Source organism: Acinetobacter sp. ME22, assembly GCF_022012315.1.
GTDB lineage: Bacteria > Pseudomonadota > Gammaproteobacteria > Pseudomonadales > Moraxellaceae > Acinetobacter > Acinetobacter brisouii_A.
In genome coordinates this window covers 366,882-392,108 of sequence record NZ_JAKLTL010000001.1, presented here as the reverse complement: position 1 = coordinate 392,108, position 25,227 = coordinate 366,882, and the positions used below count along the sequence as shown (strand labels likewise).

Below are 25,227 nucleotides of genomic sequence, written 5' to 3'. Positions count from 1 at the left end.
AAAAATAAAATGGATTTACTCCAAGTGAAAAAGATGAAATTTTATGTTGATGTCAAAAAAGCGGTGGATTCATGCAATCAGTTACGAAGCAATTTTATTGCTGATGATGAGTATTGCACTGAGTTATCTGTTGCAAATGCCGATGGAACTGACAGGAAGCTTAGGTTTGGCAATGGCGATTATTTCTGTGTTTTGGAATATGATTTATAACAATTTATTTGAGAAGTTGGAATGTTATTTGCATCTAAAACGAGGCATTGCTGTACGTGTTTTGCATGCTATAGGTTTCGAGGGCGGGCTGTTGTTTATTAGTGTGCCATTAATTGCATATAGTTTGAATTTAAGTTTTTGGAATGCGTTATTGCTTGATATTAGTATAACCTTATGTATTTTAGTTTATACGTTTATTTTTCAATGGTGTTTTGATTTTATTGAAAGAAAATACTGTTTGGGTTAGAAATAACCCAATTTTATAGAAGGCTAAAAATGATAAATTTATAGTGCAAGTCCATTATTTACAAAACAATAAAATAAAATCGGTTATTGATCTGAATAAATTTTTATATCCAATTGCATTTTGTATAATAAATTATATGTCATTTTTTTATTTCAATTAATTATATTAAACAATAACTTATATTTAATATGAATTAAAAACTATATAATAAAAAAAGTGGAAAAAATTATAAATTAGATAAATAATTGCTCTCATTTTCAGATATTCAGGGGGTTTTTATGAGATTAATGCAGCCAATCATTTTAATTTGTCAAAATTATCGTTGATTTTTCAAGAAACAACATCAATTGAAAAGCGATTTGTTATAATCCCTGCATCCGTAAAACAATAGTTGATGATTAATTGAGCGAAGAATGATCTGGAAAACAGATCAATGCCCAATACATCAAAATCAGAAATGGAATTTCAGCAATATCTGATTTTAGAGATTGACTAGAAAGAATAGGGATGACTGGTTTTATGGAGAGCTTTTATTTTTTAGCCTACCGTATCAAGCATGAAGCTTGATTTAGACGAGAACTAGCGATGACAGCACATACCGTTATATATGCACCAATCGGTCAAGCGACACGTTCTGAACAGGTCGTAGAACGATTAGGTAATGCAATTATTGCAGGGCTGCTTGAAGCAAATGAACAGCTTCCGAATGAAGCTGATTTATCGCGTCTTATGGGAGTGTCACCTGTAACTGTGCGTGAAGCACTGAATACATTGCGTGTAAAAGGACTCATTGATACACGCCGTGGAAGAAATGGAGGTAGCTTCGTTTGTGAGCTTTCTGCAAATCAAGTGTTACAGCAACAACCTTTACGCCAAGTCAGTAACGAATACCTCGCCGATTTATCGGAGTTTCACAGTGCGATTTTATCGCATAGTGCCAAACTTGCGACTCAGCGAACAACCTCGCAACAATTGACCAAACTGCATGAACTGATTTTGGTTTTCCAAAATGCAGAGCAGCCAGACATACGAGCCCAAACAGACATGCGTTGCTTGTTGACGCTTGTTGCATATGCTCAATCGTCAAGACTAGCCAATCATGAGCTTGCTATTCAAACAGAATGGTTGCCATTGGTTGCGACATTGTATAAAAACGATAAAATTCATCTGCAAACTGTTGCACAATACCTAAAGCTATTTGCATGTTTGCAACAGCAGGATGCTGAAGCTGCTGCCCAACAGGCACAGAATTTGCTTTATGGATTAACAGATGAAATGCTTGAGTATAAGCTCACATTGTAATGCCAAAACACAATTCTGATTCTGTTTGAGCAAGATAAAAAGTGTAGTTAAGGAAGAAAAGCATGAGTGAAATGCAAATTGAACAGATTCAGACCATGTTGAACCAAGTGGTAATAGAAATTACTCAAGCGGCGCAACATTTGGCAACACAAGCCAGTCAAGTGCTTTCGTCAGATTCGATTCTCACACAAGGGGGTGTGAAGTTAACTGAATCTGACCGAAATCGCTTGCAAACTTATATTCAAACTGCTTTGGAGCAGAGTCAGTATAGTCATGGTATGGGGTTTGCGAGTTATTCTGCTGCGACTGATCAGCAACAGGGCTATTGGACACTAGAGTGGTGGTACAAAAAAGATCAGAAAATTCAGCAAGCAGAGCTTGAAAGTTATCAAGAAATGCAGCAGCGTCTAGATTTTCGCTTATTTGATTGGTTTAATCATCCCGCCGAAAATAAGCAGCCCTATGTTGAAGGGCCTTATGTCGATTATATTTGTAATCATGCTTATACGATTACCTTTTCGCATCCTGTGATGGTTGATCAGCAATTTGTTGGGGTCATTGTGATTGATTTACTGGTATCGACACTGGATCAATTGGTATTGCCAAAGCTTAAAATGCTCGATCAAATTGCGGTAGTCACCAATGATGATGCCCGTATTATTTTATCAAATACTGCAAAATATCGTACAGGTGCATTATTTCGTGAGAAAACAGCAGAAAAATCAACGCAACAGCAGCATCCTTTTCAGCTTATGCTGATGAAATCAATGACGTAAATTATAATGTCTAGCGATTAAATTCTGGTCTTAAACTTGCCAAGAGCAAACGAATCAATGTTTGATGATATAAAAAGAAATTTTAATAGTTCTGTATCCATTACTTTGATTTAATGAAAGAAACAGCTTAATGCTTGTAAACAACGAGGGATAACTTCAATAAAAAAGTTATAATTAAGTTTATGGAAAGCTGATTTTCAAAAAGGAACGACTATAGTGACAATAAAACATTTAAAGAACTTGTAACGTCTTGCGAGTAATAACTCTCATAAAATAAGGGCATAATTCTCATGATTTTAGATAGGCTTAAAGCTGATTTTTTGTCTTGAGTGATTTTGATTAGAAATTAGGAATTTCTCTAAAGATTCATTCAATATTTTTCAAAAATCATCCAAGATATAAAGTAATTCGGTAATATGATCTATAGAGAAGCCTTATGTTTCAAATTTTTATATTTATAAACGATACGTTATAAAAATATTTAACTTAGGTTACCAAAGAGATGACTATCTATTTATCAAAAGATTTACTTAAAACCCAAGATGGTTTTGATGCCACGATGGCTCGCACTATTGATAGCATTACTGCAGTTGTTCATGCAATTAAGCAAGCAGATGACGGAGGACGGTCGCTCAAATATAGTGATTTAGAACGTGTCGTCCAGCGTCAGATTGATGAGGTGGACTATAACGCAGATTTTGATAATCGTCCAATGTTCCAATTTGCTTGTTTCTTGGCAGGTACATTGATTCATACTGAGAACGGACTTGTACCAATTGAACAAATCAAAGTCGGTGACCGAGTACTGTCAAAAGATGAAAGTGGTGAAGGGGAATTGGTCTATAAACCTGTCGTCCGTACCGTCAAAACCGAAAATATTCCAATAGTAAAAATTAATTTAAGCTATTGGTATGATACGAGTTTACCACGTTCAGAAACTAGAGTTTTACGAGAGAAAATTCGAGAAAAATATAATGGTGAAATACCTAAATTCGATTTATATGTGACGGATAATCACCCATTTTGGGTAGTAGGTAAAGGTTGGGTAGCAGCAGGCTTATTGACCGATAAAGATATTATTGTGGACAAGGAAGGCAACCGTTTTTATCTAGGTAATCCAGGTTATCACGAGTCTGTGAGAGCACACGTCTATCAGACAGATCAGTCTAATGTTGGTTTTATACCAAGCTATTCCAATATTTTTGGCGGTTATTATGTTGATTTGGAAACAGGGCAAGAGTTAGGTAGTGCAAAATATGATGACCCGATACTAAGTCGCTTTAACCGTACCAACCCTGAATCCGAAGCAGAACTTCGAGAAACCTTTGGTGTACCAGACGGGGTACCCGCAGAGTTCTTTGGCTTTAAGACGGATGAGGTCATTGACCCAACCAGTCAGCCATTGGCAACAACCACGGTATATAACTTTGAGGTAGCGGATACTCATACTTATTTTGTCGGTGAACATGGTATTTGGGTGCATAACACCAACTGTCCTAAAGATACCAACCGCACCCAAGCGAAAAAAATCCTATATAACAAAGTGGAAGTTTTGCCACAAACAGGGAGCTAACTTTAGCAAAAGATCCACTCCCGAAGATTGGATAAGTCTAAACGATCAGAATGGAAATTTTAAAATGGTGAATGTGACTCGAACTCAATTAAAAAATGAAGGGAAAATTAAATTAGCCCGTGATATCGGCAATCCAAAACGTGACTTTGTCAATTCTCCAGAGTTTATGACCATGAAAATGACAGGTGGACTGCAACAGTCACTTGAAGATTGTAATAGCTTAGAGTCTAACCATGTCTGTTTCGTGGGCGGTACACTGGTACATACTGAGCGAGGAATAATCCCAATCCAAGAAGTACAAGTAGGTGATAAAGTCTTATCGAAAAATGAAAATGATAAGACAATCAACTATCAAACGGTCAAAAATGTTATAAAAACTGAACAGCAACGAGTAATTAGAGTTAGTTTCAGATACTGGATTAATGAAAGTCTATCTATAATGAAACGATTAGATAGACTTGATGAAATTAAAGAAAAATATGGCGAAGAACCTAGAGCTGACCTACTCGTAACAGCAAATCATCCATTTTGGGTAGTAGGGAAAGGTTGGGTGGAAGCTATCAATCTTTCGGCTAAAGATAGAGTTGTTGATACATTAGGCAATCTTTATGATGTCAATCAACTAGGTGATAAAACACAGTATGCGACTATCTATAGCACTGATAAGCCAAATATTGGTGTATATCCAAGTTATACAGGAGCGAATATCCGTGCTATAGAAATTAACCTTACCACTGGAGAGGAACTTAAAAGTTTTGAATTAGGAGAACACCCATTTTTAGATAAGTTTGCAAGCTTTATTCCTAATTATGAGCAGGAACTTCGGGAGACCTTTGGTGTGCCTGATGGTGTGCCAGCAGATTTCCATGGTTTTAGAACGCAAGAACGTAAAGACCCAAATGAGATTGTTTGGAAAGACGAAGACTATGCAACCACGACTGTTTACAATCTTGAAGTTGAAAATACTCACACTTATTTCGTCGGAAAATACGGTATTTTAGTGCATAACTGTGGTGGTGATCTCACAATATACAGCGATAATCTCACCATTGAGTAAATCAAAGCCATGCTGCCAATCGCATGTCCTCATTTCATTTTATAAGGCAAATTGGCTCTTATTTTATTCAAAAAATAATCAAATTGTTTATTAAATGCTCGAATTTAAGCATAAACATACTCATTTTTGAGCTATTTCTTTAAATGAGTACCCCTCAGTTTTGTGAATACAGTTGACTATTTTTAACAAGATAACTTGCTAGTCATTGCTTGGTTGATACTTTAAAGGGGATAAATTTTTAAAAGTGATGTTTGAAGTAGTATAAAAATATTCACGATTGAATACCCAATAAGAAGAACCCCCTCAAATGAGGAGGTTCTTCTTTTAGATATTAGCTAATCAGAAGATTAGATTTTACCTACTAGGTCGATAGATGGAGCAAGTGTTGCGTCACCTTCTTTCCATTTAGCTGGGCAAACTTCACCTGGGTGAGCGTGAACGTATTGAGCAGCTTTAACTTTGCGAAGAAGTTCTTGAGCATCACGACCGATACCACCCGCGTTGATTTCAACGATTTGGATTTTACCTTCTGGGTCGATTACGAAAGTACCACGGTCAGCAAGACCCGCTTCTTCAATTAACACTTCAAAGTTTTTAGCAAGTGTCCAAGTTGGATCGCCAACCATTGGGTATTCGATTTTTTTGATTTCAGCAGAAGAATCGTGCCAAGCTTTGTGTGTGAAGTGCGTGTCAGTAGAAACTGCAAAGATTTCAACGCCTAATTTTTTGAATTCAGCGTAGTTGTCAGCAAGGTCGCCAAGTTCAGTTGGGCAAACGAAAGTGAAGTCTGCTGGATAGAAGAAGAATACAGACCATTTGCCTTTAAGATCAGCTTCAGTGATGTCGATAAATTGACCGTTGTGGTATGCAGTTGCTTTAAATGGTTTAACTTCAGTATTAATTAAGCTCATCATTATCTCCGTAAGATGGATGGAAGTAGTAATCTGTTTACGAAATTTAGAATAAGAAAAAAAACATCATTGGTAAAATAGTATTTTTTAATGCAATAAATCGGAAAAATAAATCATTGATTTTTGCAACACCTTTCACCTATTACAAGTAGGATTGTTAGGGTCATCTATTGCATGGTGATGACAGTCACAATCCTATTTCGCATCACTGTGACTAAATATGAAGATAGACAGCTTTAAATTCAAGGGCTTTGTTGAAAAAACTTGGAAATGTAATTCTTTCTATCAAGATCAGAGTCGAGTAAACTAGCCTCTTTTATGTATGAGGATAGCATTCGGTGCAAAGTGATTTAAATATAGATCAATTGGTTATGGTGCGTGACCGACATCGTTTAAATCGACTAGGCAAGACAAAGGATGCGGATCAACAGCAGTACCAAGCATTATTTGAAAAATCCAATGCGCAAGTCAAAGCACGTTTTCAGCGTTTACCAAAAATTAAGCTGAATCAAGATTTACCTGTTACTCAATATGCTGAGCGTCTGATTGCCGCGATTCAACAGCATCAGGTGATTATTGTTGCGGGTGAAACAGGCTCGGGGAAAACAACACAATTACCACAAATTGCCATGCTTGCAGGGCGTGGCTTGACAGGCATGATCGGGCATACCCAGCCACGTCGTTTGGCTGCGCGCAGTGTGTCACAGCGTATCGCTGAAGAAGTCGGTGAAAAACTGGGCGAGTCGATTGGTTTTAAAGTCCGTTTTAATGAACAAGGTTCCAATGATTCGATCGTCCGTTTAATGACGGACGGGATTTTATTGGCAGAACTGTCAAATGACCGATTTTTAAATAAATACGATACGATTATTATCGATGAAGCACACGAGCGTTCGCTCAATATTGACTTCATCATGGGTTATTTGAAGCAGTTATTGCCAAAACGCCCAGATTTAAAAGTCATCATTACTTCGGCGACATTAGACGTTAACCGTTTTAGTGAATACTTCCGTCAAGCGCCAATTTTTGAAGTCGAAGGTCGTAGCTTCCCTGTAGAAGTGCGTTATCGTCCAATTTCTGAAATGAATATTGGCGGTAGTGATGATGATGCCTTTGATGATTTTGAAGAAAATTTGCCGCGCGCCGTCGTTCAGGCTGTTGAAGAATGTTTTGCCGATGCCGTAGAAAAAGGGCATCCTGAACACGCTGATATTTTGATTTTTGCCAGTACCGAGCAAGAAATTCGCGAACTGCAAGAAACTTTACAGAAATACGGCCCACGCCATACCGAAATTTTGCCACTTTATGCACGTTTAGCACTGTCTGAACAGCAAAGGATTTTTAATCCCGGTGGTGCAGGTCGACGCATTATTATTGCCACCAACGTCGCTGAAACTGCATTGACTGTACCGAATATTCGCTACGTCATTGACAGTGGTTTTGCACGTATTTCGCGTTATAGCTATCGTTCACGGGTGCAGCGTTTGCCAATTGAGGCGGTGTCACAAGCGGCTGCCAATCAGCGTAAAGGTCGTTGTGGTCGTATTGCTGCGGGTGTCTGTATTCGTTTGTATAGCGAAGAAGATTTCCAGAGTCGTCCAGAATTTACCGAACCTGAGATTAAACGAACCAACTTGGCATCGGTGATTTTACAGATGCAAAGTTTGGGGCTCGGTAATCTCGAAGACTTTGATTTTATTGAACCGCCTGATCACCGTCTAGTGAATGATGGGCGTAAGCTTCTGATTGAACTTGGTGCGCTGACAGAGAAGAATCCTCCTAAATCCTCCTTTGAACAAGCCCCTCTTTCTAAAAGAGGGGTTGGGGGAGATTCTCTGACCAAAGTCGGACAAATGATGGCAAAAATGCCAATCGACCCGCGTCTGGCACGTATGATCGTTGCAGGTTCGCATTTTGGAGTGCTCAAAGAAATTCTGGTGGTGGTCAGTGCATTGGCGGTGCAAGATCCACGGGAACGTCCTGCCGATAAGCAAACCCAAGCAGACCAGAAACATGCGTTATTTAAAGAAGCAGATTCTGATTTTCTGTTTTATTTAAAACTTTGGGACACACTGCAAAGCAATCGCGAAGCGATGACCGAAAATAAACGCCGTAATTTCGCTCGTCAGCATTTTTTAAGTTGGTTACGTTTACGTGAATGGCGACAAACTCATCAGCAGTTGGTTGAACTGGCAGAAGGTCTCAAACTGTCGTGGAATGACAAGCCTGCCAGTTATGAAAATCTGCATCGTGCTTTATTGACAGGGTTGTTATCGTTTATTGCCAATAAAACCGATGAACGCAATGTTTATATGGCCGTGCGTCAGCAAAAAGCCCGAATTTTCCCTGCCAGTAGTTTGCATAAAGCAGGCACTTCGTGGGTGATGGCCTTTGAAATGGTCGAAACCTCGCAGGTATATTTGCGCACCTTGGCGAAGATTGATCCTGAATGGATTTTGCTTGCAGCGCGTGATTTGCTGAAATACCACTACTTTGAGCCGCATTGGTCGAAGAAGTCAGGCATTGTGAATGCGTATGCACAAATTTCATTGTTTGGTTTAATTATTGAGCCAAAACGCCAAATTAATTTTGAAAAAGTGGATCATGCGGCTGCGCATGAAATTTTCCTGCGTGATGCTTTAACGACAGGTCAATTGGGGATTACACCACCATTCTTAAAGCACAATTTACTCAAACTTGAAGAAGTTGAGCGTGTTGAAGATAAATTGCGCCGTCGCGATTTGGTGGTGGATGAAGAAACCATTTACCAGTTCTATGCCGCGCGTGTGCCTGAGGACATTGCCAGTCGCCGAACGTTTGAAGATTGGCGTGCAACGGTTGAACCGAAACAGCCACGTTATCTGTTTGTGGAAGATGATGCACTTTGGCAAAGTGACCGTCCAACCACGCAGCAATTCCCTGATTATTTGCACAATGGCGAGCTACGTCTTGCGACCAGTTACCGTTTTGACCCAAGCCATGATCAGGATGGGGCAACCGTTAAAATTCCTGTCCAAGCCTTGCCACAGGTCGATGAAAATATCTGGTCGTGGGGAATTCCGGGTTGGCGTCTGGATTTGATTGAAGCTTTACTGAAAGCTTTGCCAAAAGATAAACGCCGTAATATCGTGCCGATTCCCGATACCGCCAAAAAATTACTCAGTGGCGTAGATGCGGTGCATTTACGTGAGCACATTTTTAAGTATCTAGCATTTACGCTACGTGGTGAGCAAATTACTGAAAAAGATTTTTCATTTGAGCGTGTTGATCCGTACCTCTTGCCATTTATTGTGGTGGTGGATGAAAAAGGTCGCACTATTGAAAAAGGACGTGATCTGTCTGAACTGAAGGCACGTTGTCGTACTGAAACCCATCGACCAGTCAAACAGTCCAAAGGCGAGTTTCAAATTTTCCCTGAGCAATTTGTGTTTGAAGCTGCTCAAAAAGTTACGGGCGTGGTGGTCAAGCAGTTTCAGGCACTGGTTCCGACCAAAGCTTTTTCTAAACTCGATGCTAAAGATGAATCGGGTGTGGTGATTCAGACCTTTAATGATCAAGCCGAAGCAATGCATCAGCATAAGCAAGGGGTGATTCGTCTGATTCATTTACAATTGGGCGATGCGATTCGTCAGTTGAAAAAACAGATTTCTAAGCCACTGGCTTTGGCCTATTCGCCACTTGGTGATAAAGCCAAACTGGAACAAATGTTGATTTATGCCACTCTGGATGAAGCAATTAATGAATTGCCAGTCGATGCTAAAGCGTTTGCAGAATTGCTGGCTCAGGTCAAAAAACAGTTTTTGACGCATGGTCAGCACATTTTAAGCGTGCTCAATGACGTTCTTATTCCGTGGCAAAACATTCGCCGTCAATTACTTACGCTTGATCAAAGCATTTTTGGCAAGAATATGGATGATATTGAAGACCAGTTAGACTTGATGCAACTGGATAATTTCGTCTATACACAACCTTTGAGCTTATGGCAAGAGTTCCCACGCTATTTGAAGGCACTCATGATGCGACTGGAGCGTCTACCAAATAACTTGCAAAGAGATACTGCTGCCATTGATCAGATCGATGCTTGGATGGAAAAATTATTCAAATATAAAAATGACCCAAGATTGCGAGAATTGTACACCATGGTCGAAGAGCAGCGAATTTCATTATTTTCGCAGCCAATGAAAACCAAGATGCCAATTTCCGAAAATCGTTTGCAAAAACACTGGCAACAGTTGGGTCTTTGATTTGATTTTTGAATAATTGAGGAATTTGACATGAGCATTCGTATTACAGGGACAGGGTTATTTCATCCAGCCGAAGCAATCAGTAATCAGGAACTGGTCGCAAGCTTGAATGCTTATGTAGAACGCTACAACCAAGCCCATGCTGAGCAAATTGCCGCAGGTGAACTTGCGGAACTGCATGGCTCAAGTGCAGAGTTTATTGAAAAAGCATCGGGCATTAAAAGCCGTTATGTGGTCGAAAAATCAGGCATTTTAGATATCAACCGTATGTATCCACGTTTGGCTGAACGCAGTAATGATGAATTGTCATTACAAGCGGAGTGGGGCGTCATTGCTGCCAAGCAGGCCATGCAGCAAGCGGGTGTGACGGCTGACGAGATTGATGTGGTGATCTTGGCATGTTCCAACATGCAGCGTGCTTACCCTGCCGTGTCGATTGAGATTCAGTCGGCATTGGGCATCAAAGGCTATGCTTATGATATGAATGTGGCGTGTTCTTCGGCGACTTTTGGTTTGAAACAGGCGCATGATGCCATTCAGGCAGGTGCGCGCCGTGTTTTGATGGTGAATGTCGAAATTACCTCGGCACATCTCAACTTTAAATCACGCGATTGTCATTTTATTTTTGGTGATGTTGCGACAGCGACGATTATTGAAGAAAGTTCAGACAAAGCAGGTTTTGAACTGGTTGATATCAGTTTGCAAACCCAGTTTTCGAACAATATTCGCAATAACTTTGGCTTTTTAAACCGTTGTGAAGATGCCTTTGGCGATGCTTTATTGTTTAATCAAGATGGACGTAAGGTATTTAAAGAAGTCTGTCCATTGGTCGCGCAGATGATTAATCAACAACTTGAGAAAAACCAGTTGCTTGCCGATCAGGTCAAACGCTTTTGGTTACACCAAGCCAATGCCAACATGAATGAACTGATTTTGAAATATGTCGCAGGTAAACATGCAGAAGCTGAACGTGCCCCGATTATTTTAGATGAATTTGCCAATACTTCTTCAGCAGGTGTGATTATTGCCATGCATAAAACGGCACATGAAGTTGGTGTGGATGAATATGCAATTTTAAGTTCATTTGGTGCAGGTTATTCGGTTGGGACAGTCTTGCTGAAAAAAGTAGGTTAAGATTTAGATCCTGATATGCTAAGAAAAACAAAAAGCCCAGTACATTGTATTGGGCTTTTTTACTGCAAATTAACTCAGGTTATTAAGCAGATTTTTTTTCTTCAACAGGTTGTTCAAGCTGTTTAAGCAAATGATTTTCTAGATAGTGAATATCCATCGCTGTTTCACAGAAAGCTTTGTCTTGTAAGATCAAATCTTTATGTAATGGAATATTGGTTTTCACACCTGTTAAAATCATTTCATCTAAGGCTTGGCGCATACGAGCAATCGCAGTATGACGGTCTTTACCATGTGCGATCAATTTCGCGATCATAGAATCGTAATAAGGTGGAATGCTATAACCAGAATAGATATGAGAGTCTAAACGGATACCAGCACCGCCTGGCGCATAGAAGTGTTCGATACGACCTGGAGATGGTAGGAACGTTGTTGGATCTTCAGCATTGATACGGCATTCAATCGCATGACCTTTAACTTCGATGTCTTCTTGTTTTAGGGTTAAACCTAAACCAGATGCGATACGAATTTGCTGTTCAATGATGTCAACGCCAGTGACCATTTCAGTCACAGGGTGCTCAACTTGAACACGTGTGTTCATCTCAATGAAGAAGAACTCGCCATCTTCAAATAAGAATTCAAACGTACCTGCGCCACGGTACTGCATAAGTTTACATGCATGTACACAAGCTTCAAGAATGTCAGCACGTGCTTGCTCAGGCAAGTCTGGTGCAGGCGCTTCTTCAAGCACTTTCTGGTGACGGCGTTGTAAAGAACAGTCACGATCGTACAGGTGAATCGCATGACCTTGACCATCTGCCAAGATTTGAACTTCAACGTGGCGAGGTTTTTGTAAGAAACGTTCCATATAGACCGTGTCATCACCAAACCACATTTCAGCATCACGTTGAGCTGCTTGTACAGACTCAAGCAAAGTGTCGATGCGTTCAACAATACGCATACCACGACCACCACCACCAGAAGCGGCTTTAACAATCAGTGGGAAACCGATTTTCGCTGCTTCTTCTTTTGCATTGGCAGGTGTTACTGCGTGTTGAGAGCCTGGTACTGTGGGTACGCCAGCTTTACGCATTGCGGTAATTGCCGAAACTTTGTTACCCATTAAACGGATGTGTTCTGGGCGTGGACCAATAAAGATATAGCCCGAAGTTTCAACCATTTCTGCAAATTCAGCATTTTCAGACAAGAAGCCATAACCAGGGTGAATGGCATCTGCACCTGTAACTTCAGCAGCAGTTAATAATGCTGGAATATTAAGATAACTTTCGCTGGTTGTACCAGGACCGATACATACAGCTTCATCGACAAAACGCAAATGCATCAAGTCTTTGTCGGCGCTAGAATACACACCAACGGTTTTAATGCCTAAGGCTTTACAAGCGCGGGTGATTCGCAAGGCGATCTCACCACGGTTTGCAATCAGAACTTTTTGCAACATTGTGAGTCCCCGTAATTATGCGCGGTAACGGAATAACGGTTGACCAAACTCAATCACTTCGCCATTTTTTACCAAGATTTCTTCAATTACACCGCTTTGAGTTGCTTCAATTGGGTTCATGATTTTCATTGCTTCGATAATACCGAGTGTATCACCCGCAGAAACTGTTTGACCTACTTGAACAAATGGTGCTTCGCCTGGGCTTGACGCTGCATAGAACACGCCAACCATCGGTGCAGTTTCAACAACACCACGTGGTGCTTTTGCTTTTGGAGCAGCAGCTTCAGCAGCAGGTGCTGGCATTGCAGCAACGCCCATTTGGATTGGTGCAGGGCTACGGCGAGTTAAAGCAATCGATTGATCACCTTCTTTTACTTCAATCGCGTGAAGATCAGATTCAATCATCAAGTCGATGAGTTTTTTGATTTTACGAATATCCATGGTGTTCGTATTCCTTATGAAGATTAATGAGAAGGTTAAAGTTGAGAAATCGCATAATTGAGTGCAAAGTGATAGCCTTTCGCACCTAGGCCACAAATCACACCAACGGCTTTATCGCTGAGGTATGAGTGATGACGAAAGGCTTCACGGGCATGCACATTGGATAAATGCACTTCAATAAATGGAATATTGACCCCAAGCAGCGCATCACGTAATGCAACCGATGTATGTGTATATGCTGCTGGGTTAATAATGATAAATTGCACACCTTGTTCTTGTGCTAAATGAATACGGTCGACAATTGCGCCTTCATGGTTGCTTTGAAATGTATCTAAAGAGCAATCTAGTTGTTTGGCTTGTTCAATCAGGCTTTGATTAATGTCGTTTAAGGTGAGGTGCCCATATACTTCAGGTTCGCGCTTTCCTAGCAAATTTAAATTTGGTCCGTGAATGACCAAAATACGTGAAGTCATAGAGTGCGCTCCAGTCAGAAATTGCAATCATTTTTTGCAAGATCTTTACAAAGTTGGCGGGTTTTTGCTTTGAATTCTGTAATTATTTTGCAAGTTGTACTTATCTATACAGAATAAACAAATCAAATTATGCGTATATCTTGTAAATTTTTGGGAAAATTAACAATGTTAAAAAGTGCCATTTTGAAAACATAAAACTTGTATGTATCTTTAATTTTTTGGAATGTTTTGAACTCTTATGCTTGTTTACACTAACACTAAATAAAAACAATTGGAATGGTGGAATTTATAACAAAGTTAGGTTTTATGGTCACTTTTATTTTAAGCGATTTATAGGATTTTAAATAATTAAATATATGAATAAATTAAGTAAATTTTATAATTTTCAAGATTTTTAACACGATTTATTGAGCATGATGTTGACAAAATTAATCCCTTGATTAGGCGTAATAGCCTAAGTATTTTATTGAAAAAGACTTTGAGTCCTAAACAAAACTTGCAGAAAGTGTACTTTTGTCTGAACTAAATTGTCCTCATAAACTAAAAGGCATTGACCATTTTGTTCAGATTGAACGTATGTTGAGTGATAAAACAGCAGTGTAAGTGTTTATAGAATGTGCAATAAGTTGTTACATGTAGGATAGGTATCATTTTCATTATCTAAATAACTGATATTTGAATATGATTTTTAAATGATTTTCTCATGGATCTGGATTTAAGTACTTAAATAGAACCAAGCTTGGTAAGCCGTAAATGACTTACCGAGAGATGTATTTAGCGAACAGAAAATTTCTTGGCAAAGCTTACACAGCCAACTACCAGTAAACTGGTTAAAAACATTGACCAGCCGACAGATTCATGCAAAATAATTGCGGATAAACCCAGACCCAAAAAAGGCTGTAGTAATTGTAATTGCCCCACTGCAACGACACCGCCTGTGGCTAAGCCGTGATACCAAAAAATAAATCCAATAAACATGCTAAATAGAGACACATAAAGTAATCCTAAAGATGCGCTGAATGTGACATGACTAAAGCTCTGAGGGAAATAATAGATGCTGCCAAATAACATAAAGGGAAGTGTTAAGATCAGCGCCCAAGAAATAACATGTAAACCACCCAAATCTTTCGATAAACGACCACCTTCGGCATAACCTAGTCCACAAAGTAAAATCGCTGCCAGCATATACAAATCCGCAGAAATCGGGTGTTGTGTCTGCGGTGACATATAGATGAAAGCAATAATGCTACAACTGCCAAGCACTGCAAACAGCCAAAATTGATAAGGTGGTTTCTTTTCACCCAATAGGATGGCAAAAATAGCAGTTGCTAAAGGTAATAATCCAACGAATACAATTGAATAAGATGCACTCATTTGTTTGAGCGCTAATGCTGTAAATAAAGGAAAGCCCAATACGACCCCAATGGCGACCAGTATGAGTGATCTAAACTGAGTGATAGAGGGTAAACGCTGTTTAAAGCAAAGTACGGTACATAAAGCCAAGATACCCGCAATCAGTGCGCGGATTGACGTTAAAAACTCAGGGCTAAATCCGACAACAGCCAAACGTGTTGCAGGCAGCGAACCTGCAAAAATACACACGCCACAAAATCCACTTAACCAACCACGTGAAATATTCAACATTGAGAGACTCTCCATCCAATGATCTGAATGTATAAAATGAGAGGCTTGTTGAAACAGCCACAAAGCCATACAATTGAATAAAACTGTTAGGGTATAAAAATTACAACTGTTATGGATGAGTTAACTACATCGAGTAAAATTGAACGGGTAAAAGCCCATATTCATCAACAAATTGAAAACCGAATTTTGGTTGCAGGCTCGCGTTTGCCATCCCTCAGGCAACTTGCAGAGCAGTTGGATGTATCTATTTCAACGGTCATAGAAGCTTATGCGCGTTTGGTCACGGAGCAACGGATTGAGGCTAGAGCGGGGTCTGGTTATTTTGTCACTGGCATTCGTGCATCTTATGCCTTTACGGCAATCGCACCCCGTTTAGATCGTGATGTCGATCCATTATGGATTTCTCGGCAGTCTTTAGAGGCTGATGCAAGTCATTTAAAACCAGGCTGTGGTTGGCTTCCTGAACACTGGATGACAGAAGATCTGATTCGTAAGTCTTTACGAACTGTTTCACGATCAACAACATCGCATTTGGTGAGTTATGGTCAACCCTTGGGTTTTGCCGAGCTTCGACATTTAATTGCTCAGCGCATGCAGACCACTGGGGTAACGGCGCATCCTGATCAAATTTTATTGACCGATAGTGGTACACATGCCATTGATTTAGTTTGTCGACTTTTTCTCAATCCCAATGATGTTGTACTGATTGATGACCCTTGTTATTTTAATTTTCATGCTTTGCTAAAAACGCATCAGGTCAAAACCATTTCGATTCCTTGGACGGCGACAGGTCCAGATCTGGAACAGTTTCGAGAGGCTTTAGCACATAAACCGAGACTTTATATCACTAATTCAGGTATTCATAATCCAACGGGTGGTCAGTTGTCACTTGCAACAGCTTATCAAGTTCTGAAAATGGTCGAGCAAACCGATTTAATTATTGTGGAAGATGATATTTTTGCAGACTTTGAATATATGCCTGCACCACGCTATGCGGCATTGAACGGTTTTGCTCAGGTGATCCAAATTGGGAGTTTTTCTAAAACACTTTCTGCTTCAATGCGTTGTGGTTATATTGTGACGCAACAACAGTGGATTGAGCAATTGATTGATCTGAAAATTGCGACCAGTTTTAACAATAATCAGCTCAGTACAGAACTAATTTATCATGCATTAACCGACAATGCTTACCGAAAACATGTGGAGTGGTTAAAGCAGCAATTGGCATTGGCAATGAGTAAAACCATACAGAAATTGGCCCCTTTAGGCATTCGTCCTTGGCTGATTCCTCAATCGGGAATGTTCTTGTGGTGTCAGTTGCCAGAAGGGTATTCGGCACAGCAAATTTCTAAGCTGTGTTTGCAAGAAGGTATTATTTTAGCGCCTGGAAATGTGTTTAGTGTTCGCCAATCTGCTGACCAGTTTTTACGTTTCAATGTGGCGCAGTCAGCAGATCAACGGATTTATCAGGTATTGCAACGTGTGATGCAACAGCTTGGTTGATGCATGATTAACGTAAAAATAGAGGGAAAATCAGTTTTTGTAGCCATGTGCCATACGGTGGGTAGATCAGTTTCATCAAACTGAATTTTGGACGGACAAAGACGGACTTGGCATGGCTAAAAGTCAAGAAACCTTCATGTCCATGATAATGCCCAAGCCCTGAAGCCCCAATACCACCAAAAGGTAAGTCGTCCTGTGCAACGTGAACCAAGGTTTCATTTAAACAGACCCCACCGCTATGTGTGTGCTTGATAAAGTGCTGCTGCTCATTTTTGTCGTAACCAAAATAATACAGCGCTAATGGACGTGGACGCTGATTGATATAGTCGATCACTTCATCAATATGCCGATAAGTTAAAATTGGCAAAATCGAACCAAAAATTTCATTTTGCATCAGCAACATATCATCATGTACATTTTGTACCAGATAATGACCAAAATGCTGCTCGGTTGCAGGGTAAAGCGAGGTAATCTTTGCGCCTTGTGCTTGTGCATCATCTAAATAGCTTTGTAGACGATGGGTTTGACGTGCATTGATAATTTGACTGCAATCAGAATTGTGAGCGAGTTCTGGATAAAATTCCCGAATGACATTTTGATAGGTTTCAATAAAGCGATTGAGCAAGTCTTCGGGAACAAAAACATAATCAGGTGCGACACAGGTTTGCCCAGCATTGATGGCTTTGCCAAACGCAATTCGACGTACAGATTCTTCAAACGGCGCATCTTTACCTAAAATGCTTGGTGATTTACCACCTAACTCTAAAGTGACAGGGGTTAAGTGTTCCGATGCGGCTCGCATGACTTGTCGACCAATCGAGGTTGCACCTGTAAACAGTAAGTGATCGAAGGGCAGTGCTGAAAACTTGGCAGCGATGTGATGATCTCCAGTGATCACGCACACCAAATCTTCAGGGAAAACTTCAGCCAATATGGTTTTAAATAAAGCTGAGAAATTGGGGGTAAATTCACTCATTTTCAGCATCGCTCGATTGCCTGCGGCTAGGGCTTGGCAAAGTGGGCCAATCGCTAGAAACAAAGGGTAATTCCACGGCACAATGATGCCAACCACACCCAAAGGTTGATACAGCACATAAGCCTGAGCAGGTTGAAACAAAATACTGACTTGACGGCGATTCGGTTTCATCCATTTTTTAAGATGTTTCAGACTGTGCTGAATGCCCATAATGCTCGGCAGCATTTCCACCAGTTTGGTTTCATCGCTGCTGCGATGCCCAAAATCGGCAGAAATCGCAGCAATGATGGCATCTTGGTGTTTGAGCAATAAAGTTTTTAATTGTTTGAGTCGAGTGCGGCGTTGTTCTAGCGTTGGATATTGGGCGGTTAAAAAAGCCTTTTTTTGTTGTTGGAAAATATGATCAAGGTATTCTGCTGAATCGGTCATCGTGCCAAAAGTCTTGGAAAGTATCACTGCATACTAACTGAAAAAGTTGTGATATCGAATTGGATTTGTGAATCTTGAGTTTCCAGATAAATTCTATGAAGACTAATAAATGAGCGCAATTAAGCCCCTTCTTAGACTAAAGTTGCAAACTATTTTTTGTGTGCGCTAAAACAGCCAATTTTTTTGACTATCTTTATGATTATTAAAATGAATTATAAATTTTTAAATGATCACTTTAAAAGAAAAGTGAAATAAATTTCTATTTATATTGGTCAGACCAATATATAAAATATTTAGACCAATCTTGATCTTTTGGGTGTGAATAATTACTATTCGGCAACAAATTGATGTTTTTAAATAAAATTGGTATGACCAATTTAAAGCATTCAATGTTCATTTATAGATATCGCCGAAGCATTTCAAGGAGAAGAGAATGCTACAACAATGGCAACAAATTTATGATCCTATGGGTAATGTCTGGCTATCTAGCCTGATTGCCCTGATCCCTATTATTTTCTTTTTCCTTGCTTTGGCTGTATTTCGTCTGAAAGGCAGCGTAGCAGGAACAATTACTGTTGTTCTGGCATTGCTGGTATCGTTATTTGCATACCAAATGCCAACCAGTATGGCTTTTGCATCTATCGTTTATGGTTTCTTTTATGGGCTTTGGCCGATTTCTTGGATCATTATTGGTGCGGTGTTCCTCTACAAAGTTTCGGTAAAAACTGGGCAATTCGATGTAATTCGTTCAAGTATTCTGTCGATTACAGAAGATCAGCGTTTACAAATGCTTTTGGTGGGCTTTGCTTTTGGTACTTTCCTTGAAGGTGCTGCGGGCTTTGGTGCGCCAGTGGCTATTACTGCTGCATTGTTGGTAGGGCTTGGCTTTAAACCATTGTATGCCGCAGGTTTGTGCCTGATTGTGAATACTGCGCCTGTGGCATTTGGTGCGATGGGGATTCCAATTATTGTGGCGGGTCAGGTTTCAGGTGTTGAAACTCATGCCATTAGCCAAATGGTCGGTCGTCAATTACCATTTGTTGTGCCGATTGTTCTGATCTGGATTATGGCGATTATGGATGGCTGGCGTGGTGTGAAAGAAACATGGCCTGCGATCTTGGTCGGTGGTGGTGCATTTGCTTTAGCGCAATACCTGACTTCAAACTTTGTTGGCCCAGAACTTCCAGACATTACTGCAGCAATTGCATCTTTGGTAAGCTTAACTCTTCTACTTAAATTCTGGAAACCAAAACATATTTTCCGTTTCTCGAATGAAGATGGTGTGGTTGATAACACAATTTTAGAACAGCAAAAGCAAAAACATACTGCGGGTCAAATCTTTAAAGCTTGGTCTCCATTTATGATTTTGACCGCAATGGTCACATTGTGGAGCATCAAGCCATTCAAGAGCTTGTTTGCCAAAGATGGTGCATTACATGATTGGGTAATTGCCATCAAAGTCCCATATTTGCATCAATTGGTACAAAAAATGCCACCAGTGGTAGGCAAACCGACTGATTATGATGCGATCTTTAAATTTGACTGGTTCTCTGCGACAGGTACAGCAATCATTTTTGCAGCGATCATTTCGATTGTTGTATTGAAAATGCGTCCTGCTGCGGCAGTGGCAACTTTTGCTGAAACCGTGAAAGAGTTAAAAACACCGATCTATTCGATTGGCATGGTACTTTCATTTGCCTTCATTGCGAACTACTCAGGCATGTCAGCAACATTGGCATTGGCTTTGGCGCATACTGGTCAAGCATTTACCTTCTTCTCGCCATTCTTAGGTTGGATGGGTGTGTTCTTGACAGGTTCAGATACTTCTGCAAATGCCTTGTTCAGTGCATTGCAAGCGACTACCGCACATCAAATTGGCGTGCCAGACGTATTGCTTGTTGCTGCAAACACTTCAGGTGGTGTAACAGGTAAGATGATTTCACCGCAATCAATCGCCATTGCGTGTGCTGCGGTCGGTTTGGTGGGTAAAGAATCTGATTTATTCCGTTTCACTGTGAAGCACAGTATCGCATTTACTGTGATGATTGGTATTATCATTACCCTTCAAGCCTATGTTTTTCCATGGATGATTCCATGAGTTGCAGATTGACCGAAGGGAAGTAAGATGAAAATAGCCGATCGTGTAGTACAAAGCCTGTATGACCTGATAGAAAAACAGAGTATGCAGGTGGGTGATCGGCTACCTTCAGAACGTCAACTGTGTGAACAACTCAGTGTTTCACGCTCTTCATTGCGTGAAGCACTGCAAAAACTCTCAAGTCAAGGGGTGATCGCAAGTCGTGTAGGTGCTGGAACCTATTTGGCAAAACGCCCTCAAAGTGATTGGTCTGACCAATTTATTATTCAGCCGCTCAGTGATCTGATTGATCAAGACCCGCTATATCGTTTCGATGTTCAGGAAGCACGCCTGATTTTAGAAGGTGGAACAGCTTGGTATGCAGCGCAGCGTTCAACTGAAGAAGATCGTGCCAAGATTCATCATTATTATGATCAGGTGTTACATTTCCAGTCGATTGGTGATGCAGATAAAGCCTCAGCATCCGATGCTAACTTTCATTTGGCGATTGCTGAAGCCTCTCACAATATTGTATTGACGCAAATGATGCGGAGTCTGTTTGACTTATTGCAATACAACGTCGTTTTGGGTCGTAAAAAGATTTATACCGATCCTCACCAATTTGGACAATTACACTTGCAGCACTTTCAGGTGATGGATGCCATTGATAAACAAGATCCTGAGTTGGCACGTTCATCGGTGTGTGGGCATATCGAATTTATTATTCAACAGGTGCGTGCGATTGACGAAGCAGAAGCTCGTCTAAAACGCTCATCTCGCTTAAAAAGGATCGATTTAAAATGATCATTTCTTCCTCAAATGACTACCGCGAAGCGGCACGACGTCGTTTGCCGCCATTTTTGTTCCACTATATCGATGGTGGGGCTTATGCAGAATATACTTTAAAGCGAAACGTCGAAGATTTATCTCAAATTGCACTGCGTCAGCGTGTACTCAATGATATGTCTCAACTGAGTCTTGAAACCAAGATTTTTGATGAAACATTATCGATGCCTGTGGCGTTGTCACCTGTGGGTTTGACAGGCATGTATGCCCGCCGTGGTGAAGTGCAAGCTGCAGTTGCTGCCGATAAAAAAGGCATTCCATTTACCTTATCAACAGTTTCTGTTTGCCCGATTGAAGAAGTTACCCCAGCGATTCAACGCCCAATGTGGTTTCAGTTGTATGTACTGCGTGACCGTGGCTTTATGAAAAATGCTTTGGAACGTGCTAAAGCGGCAGGTTGCTCAACATTGGTCTTTACGGTGGATATGCCCGTACCAGGGGCGCGTTACCGTGATGCTCATTCGGGTATGAGTGGGCCAAATGCAGCGATGCGCCGTTATTTACAGTCTTTTGCACATCCACATTGGGCATGGAATGTCGGCTTGCTTGGTCGTCCGCATGACTTAGGTAATATCTCTAAATATTTGGGTAAACCAACAGGTCTGGAAGATTATATTGGCTGGTTAGGTGCAAACTTTGACCCATCTATTTCATGGAAAGATCTAGAGTGGATTCGTGATTTCTGGGATGGCCCAATGGTGATTAAAGGCATTTTAGACCCAGAAGATGCCAAAGATGCGGTACGTTTTGGTGCAGATGGGATTGTGGTCTCCAATCATGGTGGTCGTCAGCTCGATGGCGTGCTTTCGACAACACGTGCTTTACCTGCGATTGCAGATGCCGTGAAAGGTGATTTAAAAATTTTGGTGGATTCAGGTATTCGTAATGGCTTGGATGTCGTACGTATGCTAGCCATGGGTGCCGATCTGTGTATGTTAGGACGTGCATTTGTCTATGCACTCGGCGCAGAAGGTGGGCAGGGTGTATCTAACTTACTGGAACTGATTGACAAGGAAATGCGAGTCGCAATGACCTTAACGGGTGCGAAAACCATTCAAGACATCAATTCAGATTGCCTTGTGAATTTAGACCGTCTAGCAAAATAAGAGAATACTTATGTCACACGCAAATCACGCTCAAACGATTCAGCAGTTAAAAAAAATCGTGGGTGAACAACATGTCCTGACTGATGATCAGCATACGCGTTTGTATCGTCAAGGACGCCGTTTCGGTGAAGGTAAAGTTTTAGCAGTGGTTGTGCCAGCAAATTTGTTGGAGCAATGGCAGGTCTTACAAGCTGCGGTAGATGCGGATTGTATCGTGATTATGCAGGCTGCCAATACAGGTTTAACAGGTGGCTCAACACCGTATGGCGATGACTATGATCGTCCTGTGGTGTTAATCAGCACACGTCGCTTGGCGGGTATCCAAGTCATTAATGACGGTAAGCAAGTGATTTGTTTACCAGGTGCTACACTGGATGCTCTTGAGCGTGAATTGGCGCAATATAACCGTGAACCACATTCTGTGATTGGTTCATCATGTATTGGTGCATCAGTTTTGGGTGGTGTATGTAATAACTCGGGTGGGGCTTTGGTACGCCGTGGGCCTGCTTATACTGAGTTGGCACTTTATGCGCGTGTGACAGAGCAGGGCAAGCTTGAGTTGGTCAACCATCTAGGTATCAACTTGGGTCAAACCCCTGAAGAAATTTTGACACGCCTGCAGCAAAATCAATATCAATCGGGTGATGTCGAGAATTCGGAACATCGCTGTGCGTCAGATCATCATTATGCCCATGATGTTTGTCAGGTCGATGAAGCAACACCTGCACGTTTTAATGCTGATCCAAGTCGCTTGTTTGAGGCTTCAGGCTCGGCAGGTAAAGTGTGTATTTTTGCAGTACGTCTAGACACCTTTGAAAAAATCAAAAGTCAGGTGTTTTATGTAGGTTCAAATTCCATTAATGATTTGACAGCAATTCGTCGTTTCTTGTTGCAAGATTTACCTCGCATTCCGATTGCAGGTGAATATATTCACCGAGTGGCGTATGACATCGGTGCTGAGTACGGTAAAGATACCTTTGTCTTTATTGAGAAGTTTGGTACAGCCAAAGTGCCACAAGCCTTTGCCATGAAAGATAAGGTGGATGGTTTCTTGGAAAAATTTGGGATACGTGGCTTGACCGATAAGGTCTTGCAAATCATGACTCATTTGTTGCCAAATCATTTGCCGAAACGTATGAACCAGTTCCGTGATTTATACGAGCATCATTTGATCTTGCGTATTGAAGATCAGGATGTGGCTCAGGTTCAGCAGTTTTTGGCAGGTTACTTTGCTGAGCATCGTGAAACTGGTAACTACTTCTTATGTGATGCCGATGAAGGGCGTAAAGCATTCTTGCACCGTTTTGCGGTTGCGGGTGCTGCGATTCGTTATCGGGATACCCATCGTAGCGAAGTCGAAGACATTGTGCCATTGGACATTGCGTTACGCCGTAATGACCGTGATTGGCTAGAAACCTTACCGAAAGAGATAGATGAGAAAATTATCCATAAACTTTATTATGGGCATTTCTTATGCCATGTGTTCCATCAAGACTATATCGTGAAAAAAGGCGTTGATACTTTAGATATGGAACATCAGATGTGGAAACTGCTCGACCATCGGGGTGCTGAGTATCCAGCAGAGCATAATGTCGGACATTTATATGTCGCTAAGCCTGCCTTGAAACAGCATTATCAGAAGCTTGATCCAACCAATAGCTTCAATGTCGGGATTGGACAGACTTCTAAGTTAAAATATTGGAAGTCTAAGAATTCATAATTGCTTTAGAGAAAAAATCCAGTCACATTGACTGGATTTTTTATGATAATTGATAGAGCTTATGGTTTTTTTAGATAGCCTGCTTCCGTAGATTTTGGAAATTGTTTCAGCAGTTGTTGTCGATAAAGGTTGGCAGAAACATTGTTATGATCAACATTTTTAGCAATGCTATAAAGTTGATATAAAGCACGAGGCGCCTTGGCTGACTGAGGGAATTGTTTAAACACAATTTCATAGTTCTTTTTAGCATTATTATAATTGGCAGGTTCTATTGCCAAATAAAATTCAGCGAGCCAAAAGTGTGCATTGCCAATATAAATGCTGTCTGGGTAATTCTTAATAAAATCCTGCATGGGTTTGATGGCTTGCTTAGCACCACCTTGTTTGTAGGCATCGAGTGCTAAGGTATAAGCATCCTTTTCACTCAGCGGCTTTTTTGCTGGGGGTACTCCTGCATCTGTTGTTGGTTTGGCTACAGGAGGAGGAGTTGTAGATGTGCTGTTTGGTGCTGTTGAGTTGTTGCTTGGAGTTGCATCTGATGCACTACTATCGTCACTGGTGGCATCTTCTGAAGCTCCTGAACCATCATCTCCATCGACTTTTTGTTGAAGGAGTTGTAAACGCTGGTCTAAGTCATTGTAATGATTGTCTAGGTCTTGGCGCTGCTGATCAATCGTATGTTGTTGCTCTTCAATCATGCCTCGCATACTACGTACCTGATTTTCAAGTTGATCAATACGCTGCATGAGTTCCCAGTTCACATTGGTAGGAACATTGCTACTTGAAGAATTCGTTGTTGTCATATTGGTTGAGCCGCTACTATTATTTTGACTCAATGAAACATTTTCAATCGGTGCAGCCAAGACTGCAGCGGTAGTGGTGGCTGCTAGCAGGGCACATGCTAACTTTTTAAGCTTCATATGAAGAACCTGAATAAATCAAAATAAGAAGGCAAAGCAAAAATGCTTGCTAAGATTTTAGCGTTTATTTATCAATTTTACTGGATTTAAAGCAAGCAAGCTTTACAATTTTTCAGCATTTCTTTGTGAGAGATTCAAGAGACACATCATTTTTGGCTAAAATAAAAAACAATATGATTCTT

Annotated in this window: 19 protein-coding genes and 1 pseudogene; 12 read left to right on the top strand and 8 right to left on the bottom strand. The window is 40.7% G+C overall.

The annotated features are described in order from the left end of the window. Positions 1-43 precede the first annotated feature (43 nt). The 3 genes from aceI to LVY74_RS01870 all read left to right on the top strand — a co-directional run bounded on the left by aceI (position 44) and on the right by LVY74_RS01870 (position 2,535). Positions 44-457 (top strand): chlorhexidine efflux PACE transporter AceI, encoded by a 414-nt coding sequence (gene aceI, locus LVY74_RS01880; RefSeq protein ID WP_237813585.1) that lies wholly within the window; start codon positions 44-46, stop codon positions 455-457. A 585-nt stretch (positions 458-1,042) separates the two neighbouring features. After that, positions 1,043-1,759 (top strand): FadR/GntR family transcriptional regulator, encoded by a 717-nt coding sequence (locus tag LVY74_RS01875; protein WP_151710307.1) that lies wholly within the window; start codon positions 1,043-1,045, stop codon positions 1,757-1,759. Between the two features lie 62 nt (positions 1,760-1,821). Beyond that, entirely contained in the window at positions 1,822-2,535 is a 714-nt protein-coding gene (locus LVY74_RS01870; RefSeq protein ID WP_151778060.1) for a cache domain-containing protein, read from the top strand. 113 nt (positions 2,536-2,648) lie between these two features. Here the strand turns inward: LVY74_RS01870 and LVY74_RS17835 are convergent. Further along, positions 2,649-2,912 (bottom strand): annotated as a pseudogene (locus tag LVY74_RS17835) (IS982 family transposase); the annotation flags it as partial. Between the two features lie 125 nt (positions 2,913-3,037). Between LVY74_RS17835 and LVY74_RS01865 the strand changes: the two are divergent. Beyond that, entirely contained in the window at positions 3,038-4,108 is a 1,071-nt protein-coding gene (locus LVY74_RS01865; protein WP_237813584.1) for a Hint domain-containing protein, read from the top strand. Between the two features lie 64 nt (positions 4,109-4,172). After that, positions 4,173-5,165: a hypothetical protein gene (locus LVY74_RS01860; protein WP_237813583.1), complete on the top strand. Its 993-nt coding sequence runs from the start codon at positions 4,173-4,175 to the stop codon at positions 5,163-5,165. Positions 5,166-5,512: 347 nt separating this feature from the next. On the opposite strand, the gene ahpC is transcribed toward LVY74_RS01860, so the two are convergent. After that, entirely contained in the window at positions 5,513-6,076 is a 564-nt protein-coding gene (gene ahpC / locus LVY74_RS01855; RefSeq protein ID WP_111891336.1) for an alkyl hydroperoxide reductase subunit C, read from the bottom strand. Positions 6,077-6,414: 338 nt separating this feature from the next. Between ahpC and hrpA the strand changes: the two genes are divergently transcribed. Next, the gene (gene hrpA, locus LVY74_RS01850) at positions 6,415-10,320 is read left to right on the top strand and encodes an ATP-dependent RNA helicase HrpA (RefSeq protein ID WP_237813582.1); all 3,906 of its coding nucleotides are present in this window, start codon (positions 6,415-6,417) and stop codon (positions 10,318-10,320) included. A 30-nt stretch (positions 10,321-10,350) separates the two neighbouring features. Next, positions 10,351-11,454: a beta-ketoacyl-ACP synthase III gene (locus tag LVY74_RS01845; RefSeq protein WP_237813581.1), complete on the top strand. Its 1,104-nt coding sequence runs from the start codon at positions 10,351-10,353 to the stop codon at positions 11,452-11,454. Positions 11,455-11,536: 82 nt separating this feature from the next. On the opposite strand, the gene accC is transcribed toward LVY74_RS01845, so the two are convergent. The 4 genes from accC to LVY74_RS01825 form a co-directional block, all read right to left on the bottom strand. Then, entirely contained in the window at positions 11,537-12,910 is a 1,374-nt protein-coding gene (gene accC, locus LVY74_RS01840) for an acetyl-CoA carboxylase biotin carboxylase subunit (protein ID WP_237813580.1), read from the bottom strand. 15 nt (positions 12,911-12,925) lie between these two features. After that, positions 12,926-13,351, bottom strand: a complete 426-nt coding sequence (accB, locus tag LVY74_RS01835; protein ID WP_111891384.1) for an acetyl-CoA carboxylase biotin carboxyl carrier protein — start codon at positions 13,349-13,351, stop codon at positions 12,926-12,928. A 35-nt stretch (positions 13,352-13,386) separates the two neighbouring features. After that, on the bottom strand, positions 13,387-13,824 hold the full coding sequence (aroQ, locus tag LVY74_RS01830) for a type II 3-dehydroquinate dehydratase (protein WP_237813579.1): 438 nt from the start codon (positions 13,822-13,824) through the stop codon (positions 13,387-13,389). A gap of 774 nt (positions 13,825-14,598) precedes the next feature. Further along, positions 14,599-15,468, bottom strand: a complete 870-nt coding sequence (locus LVY74_RS01825; protein WP_237813578.1) for a DMT family transporter — start codon at positions 15,466-15,468, stop codon at positions 14,599-14,601. A gap of 111 nt (positions 15,469-15,579) precedes the next feature. On the opposite strand from LVY74_RS01825, the gene LVY74_RS01820 reads away from it, so the two are divergent. Beyond that, on the top strand, positions 15,580-16,971 hold the full coding sequence (locus LVY74_RS01820) for an aminotransferase-like domain-containing protein (protein WP_237813577.1): 1,392 nt from the start codon (positions 15,580-15,582) through the stop codon (positions 16,969-16,971). 7 nt (positions 16,972-16,978) lie between these two features. Here the strand turns inward: LVY74_RS01820 and LVY74_RS01815 are convergent, their stop codons facing one another. Next, entirely contained in the window at positions 16,979-18,376 is a 1,398-nt protein-coding gene (locus LVY74_RS01815) for a coniferyl aldehyde dehydrogenase (protein ID WP_237813576.1), read from the bottom strand. Between the two features lie 433 nt (positions 18,377-18,809). Here LVY74_RS01815 and lldP point away from each other — a divergent pair, with 433 nt between their 5' ends. From lldP to dld, 4 genes are read left to right on the top strand one after another with little or no spacing between them, the layout of a single operon-like run. Then, positions 18,810-20,474 carry an L-lactate permease gene (gene lldP / locus LVY74_RS01810; RefSeq protein WP_237813575.1) on the top strand — a complete coding sequence of 555 codons (1,665 nt, stop codon included), beginning with the start codon at positions 18,810-18,812 and terminating at the stop codon, positions 20,472-20,474. 27 nt (positions 20,475-20,501) lie between these two features. Next, positions 20,502-21,257 (top strand): transcriptional regulator LldR, encoded by a 756-nt coding sequence (gene lldR, locus LVY74_RS01805; RefSeq protein ID WP_237813574.1) that lies wholly within the window; start codon positions 20,502-20,504, stop codon positions 21,255-21,257. Beyond that, the gene (gene lldD, locus LVY74_RS01800; protein ID WP_237813573.1) at positions 21,254-22,405 is read left to right on the top strand and encodes an FMN-dependent L-lactate dehydrogenase LldD; all 1,152 of its coding nucleotides are present in this window, start codon (positions 21,254-21,256) and stop codon (positions 22,403-22,405) included. Before lldR ends, lldD begins: the two co-directional genes overlap by 4 nt. Before the next feature lie 10 nt (positions 22,406-22,415). After that, entirely contained in the window at positions 22,416-24,125 is a 1,710-nt protein-coding gene (gene dld, locus LVY74_RS01795) for a D-lactate dehydrogenase (protein ID WP_237813572.1), read from the top strand. Between the two features lie 59 nt (positions 24,126-24,184). Here dld and LVY74_RS01790 read toward each other — a convergent pair whose 3' ends face one another. Then, positions 24,185-25,045, bottom strand: a complete 861-nt coding sequence (locus LVY74_RS01790) for a YbgF trimerization domain-containing protein (RefSeq protein WP_237813571.1) — start codon at positions 25,043-25,045, stop codon at positions 24,185-24,187. Positions 25,046-25,227: the final 182 nt, after the last annotated feature.

Coding starts and splice junctions, on each gene's coding strand:
- accB (WP_111891384.1), bottom strand. CDS start 13,351: ATGGATATTCGTAAAATCAAAAAACTCATCGACTTGATGATTGAATCT.
- LVY74_RS01790 (WP_237813571.1), bottom strand. CDS start 25,045: ATGAAGCTTAAAAAGTTAGCATGTGCCCTGCTAGCAGCCACCACTACC.
- dld (WP_237813572.1), top strand. CDS start 22,416: ATGTCACACGCAAATCACGCTCAAACGATTCAGCAGTTAAAAAAAATC.
- LVY74_RS01875 (WP_151710307.1), top strand. CDS start 1,043: ATGACAGCACATACCGTTATATATGCACCAATCGGTCAAGCGACACGT.
- LVY74_RS01820 (WP_237813577.1), top strand. CDS start 15,580: ATGGATGAGTTAACTACATCGAGTAAAATTGAACGGGTAAAAGCCCAT.
- LVY74_RS01825 (WP_237813578.1), bottom strand. CDS start 15,468: ATGTTGAATATTTCACGTGGTTGGTTAAGTGGATTTTGTGGCGTGTGT.
- lldD (WP_237813573.1), top strand. CDS start 21,254: ATGATCATTTCTTCCTCAAATGACTACCGCGAAGCGGCACGACGTCGT.
- lldP (WP_237813575.1), top strand. CDS start 18,810: ATGCTACAACAATGGCAACAAATTTATGATCCTATGGGTAATGTCTGG.
- ahpC (WP_111891336.1), bottom strand. CDS start 6,076: ATGAGCTTAATTAATACTGAAGTTAAACCATTTAAAGCAACTGCATAC.
- LVY74_RS01865 (WP_237813584.1), top strand. CDS start 3,038: ATGACTATCTATTTATCAAAAGATTTACTTAAAACCCAAGATGGTTTT.
- aroQ (WP_237813579.1), bottom strand. CDS start 13,824: ATGACTTCACGTATTTTGGTCATTCACGGACCAAATTTAAATTTGCTA.
- LVY74_RS01860 (WP_237813583.1), top strand. CDS start 4,173: ATGGTGAATGTGACTCGAACTCAATTAAAAAATGAAGGGAAAATTAAA.
- LVY74_RS01870 (WP_151778060.1), top strand. CDS start 1,822: ATGAGTGAAATGCAAATTGAACAGATTCAGACCATGTTGAACCAAGTG.
- aceI (WP_237813585.1), top strand. CDS start 44: ATGTTGATGTCAAAAAAGCGGTGGATTCATGCAATCAGTTACGAAGCA.
- LVY74_RS01815 (WP_237813576.1), bottom strand. CDS start 18,376: ATGACCGATTCAGCAGAATACCTTGATCATATTTTCCAACAACAAAAA.
- LVY74_RS01845 (WP_237813581.1), top strand. CDS start 10,351: ATGAGCATTCGTATTACAGGGACAGGGTTATTTCATCCAGCCGAAGCA.
- lldR (WP_237813574.1), top strand. CDS start 20,502: ATGAAAATAGCCGATCGTGTAGTACAAAGCCTGTATGACCTGATAGAA.
- accC (WP_237813580.1), bottom strand. CDS start 12,910: ATGTTGCAAAAAGTTCTGATTGCAAACCGTGGTGAGATCGCCTTGCGA.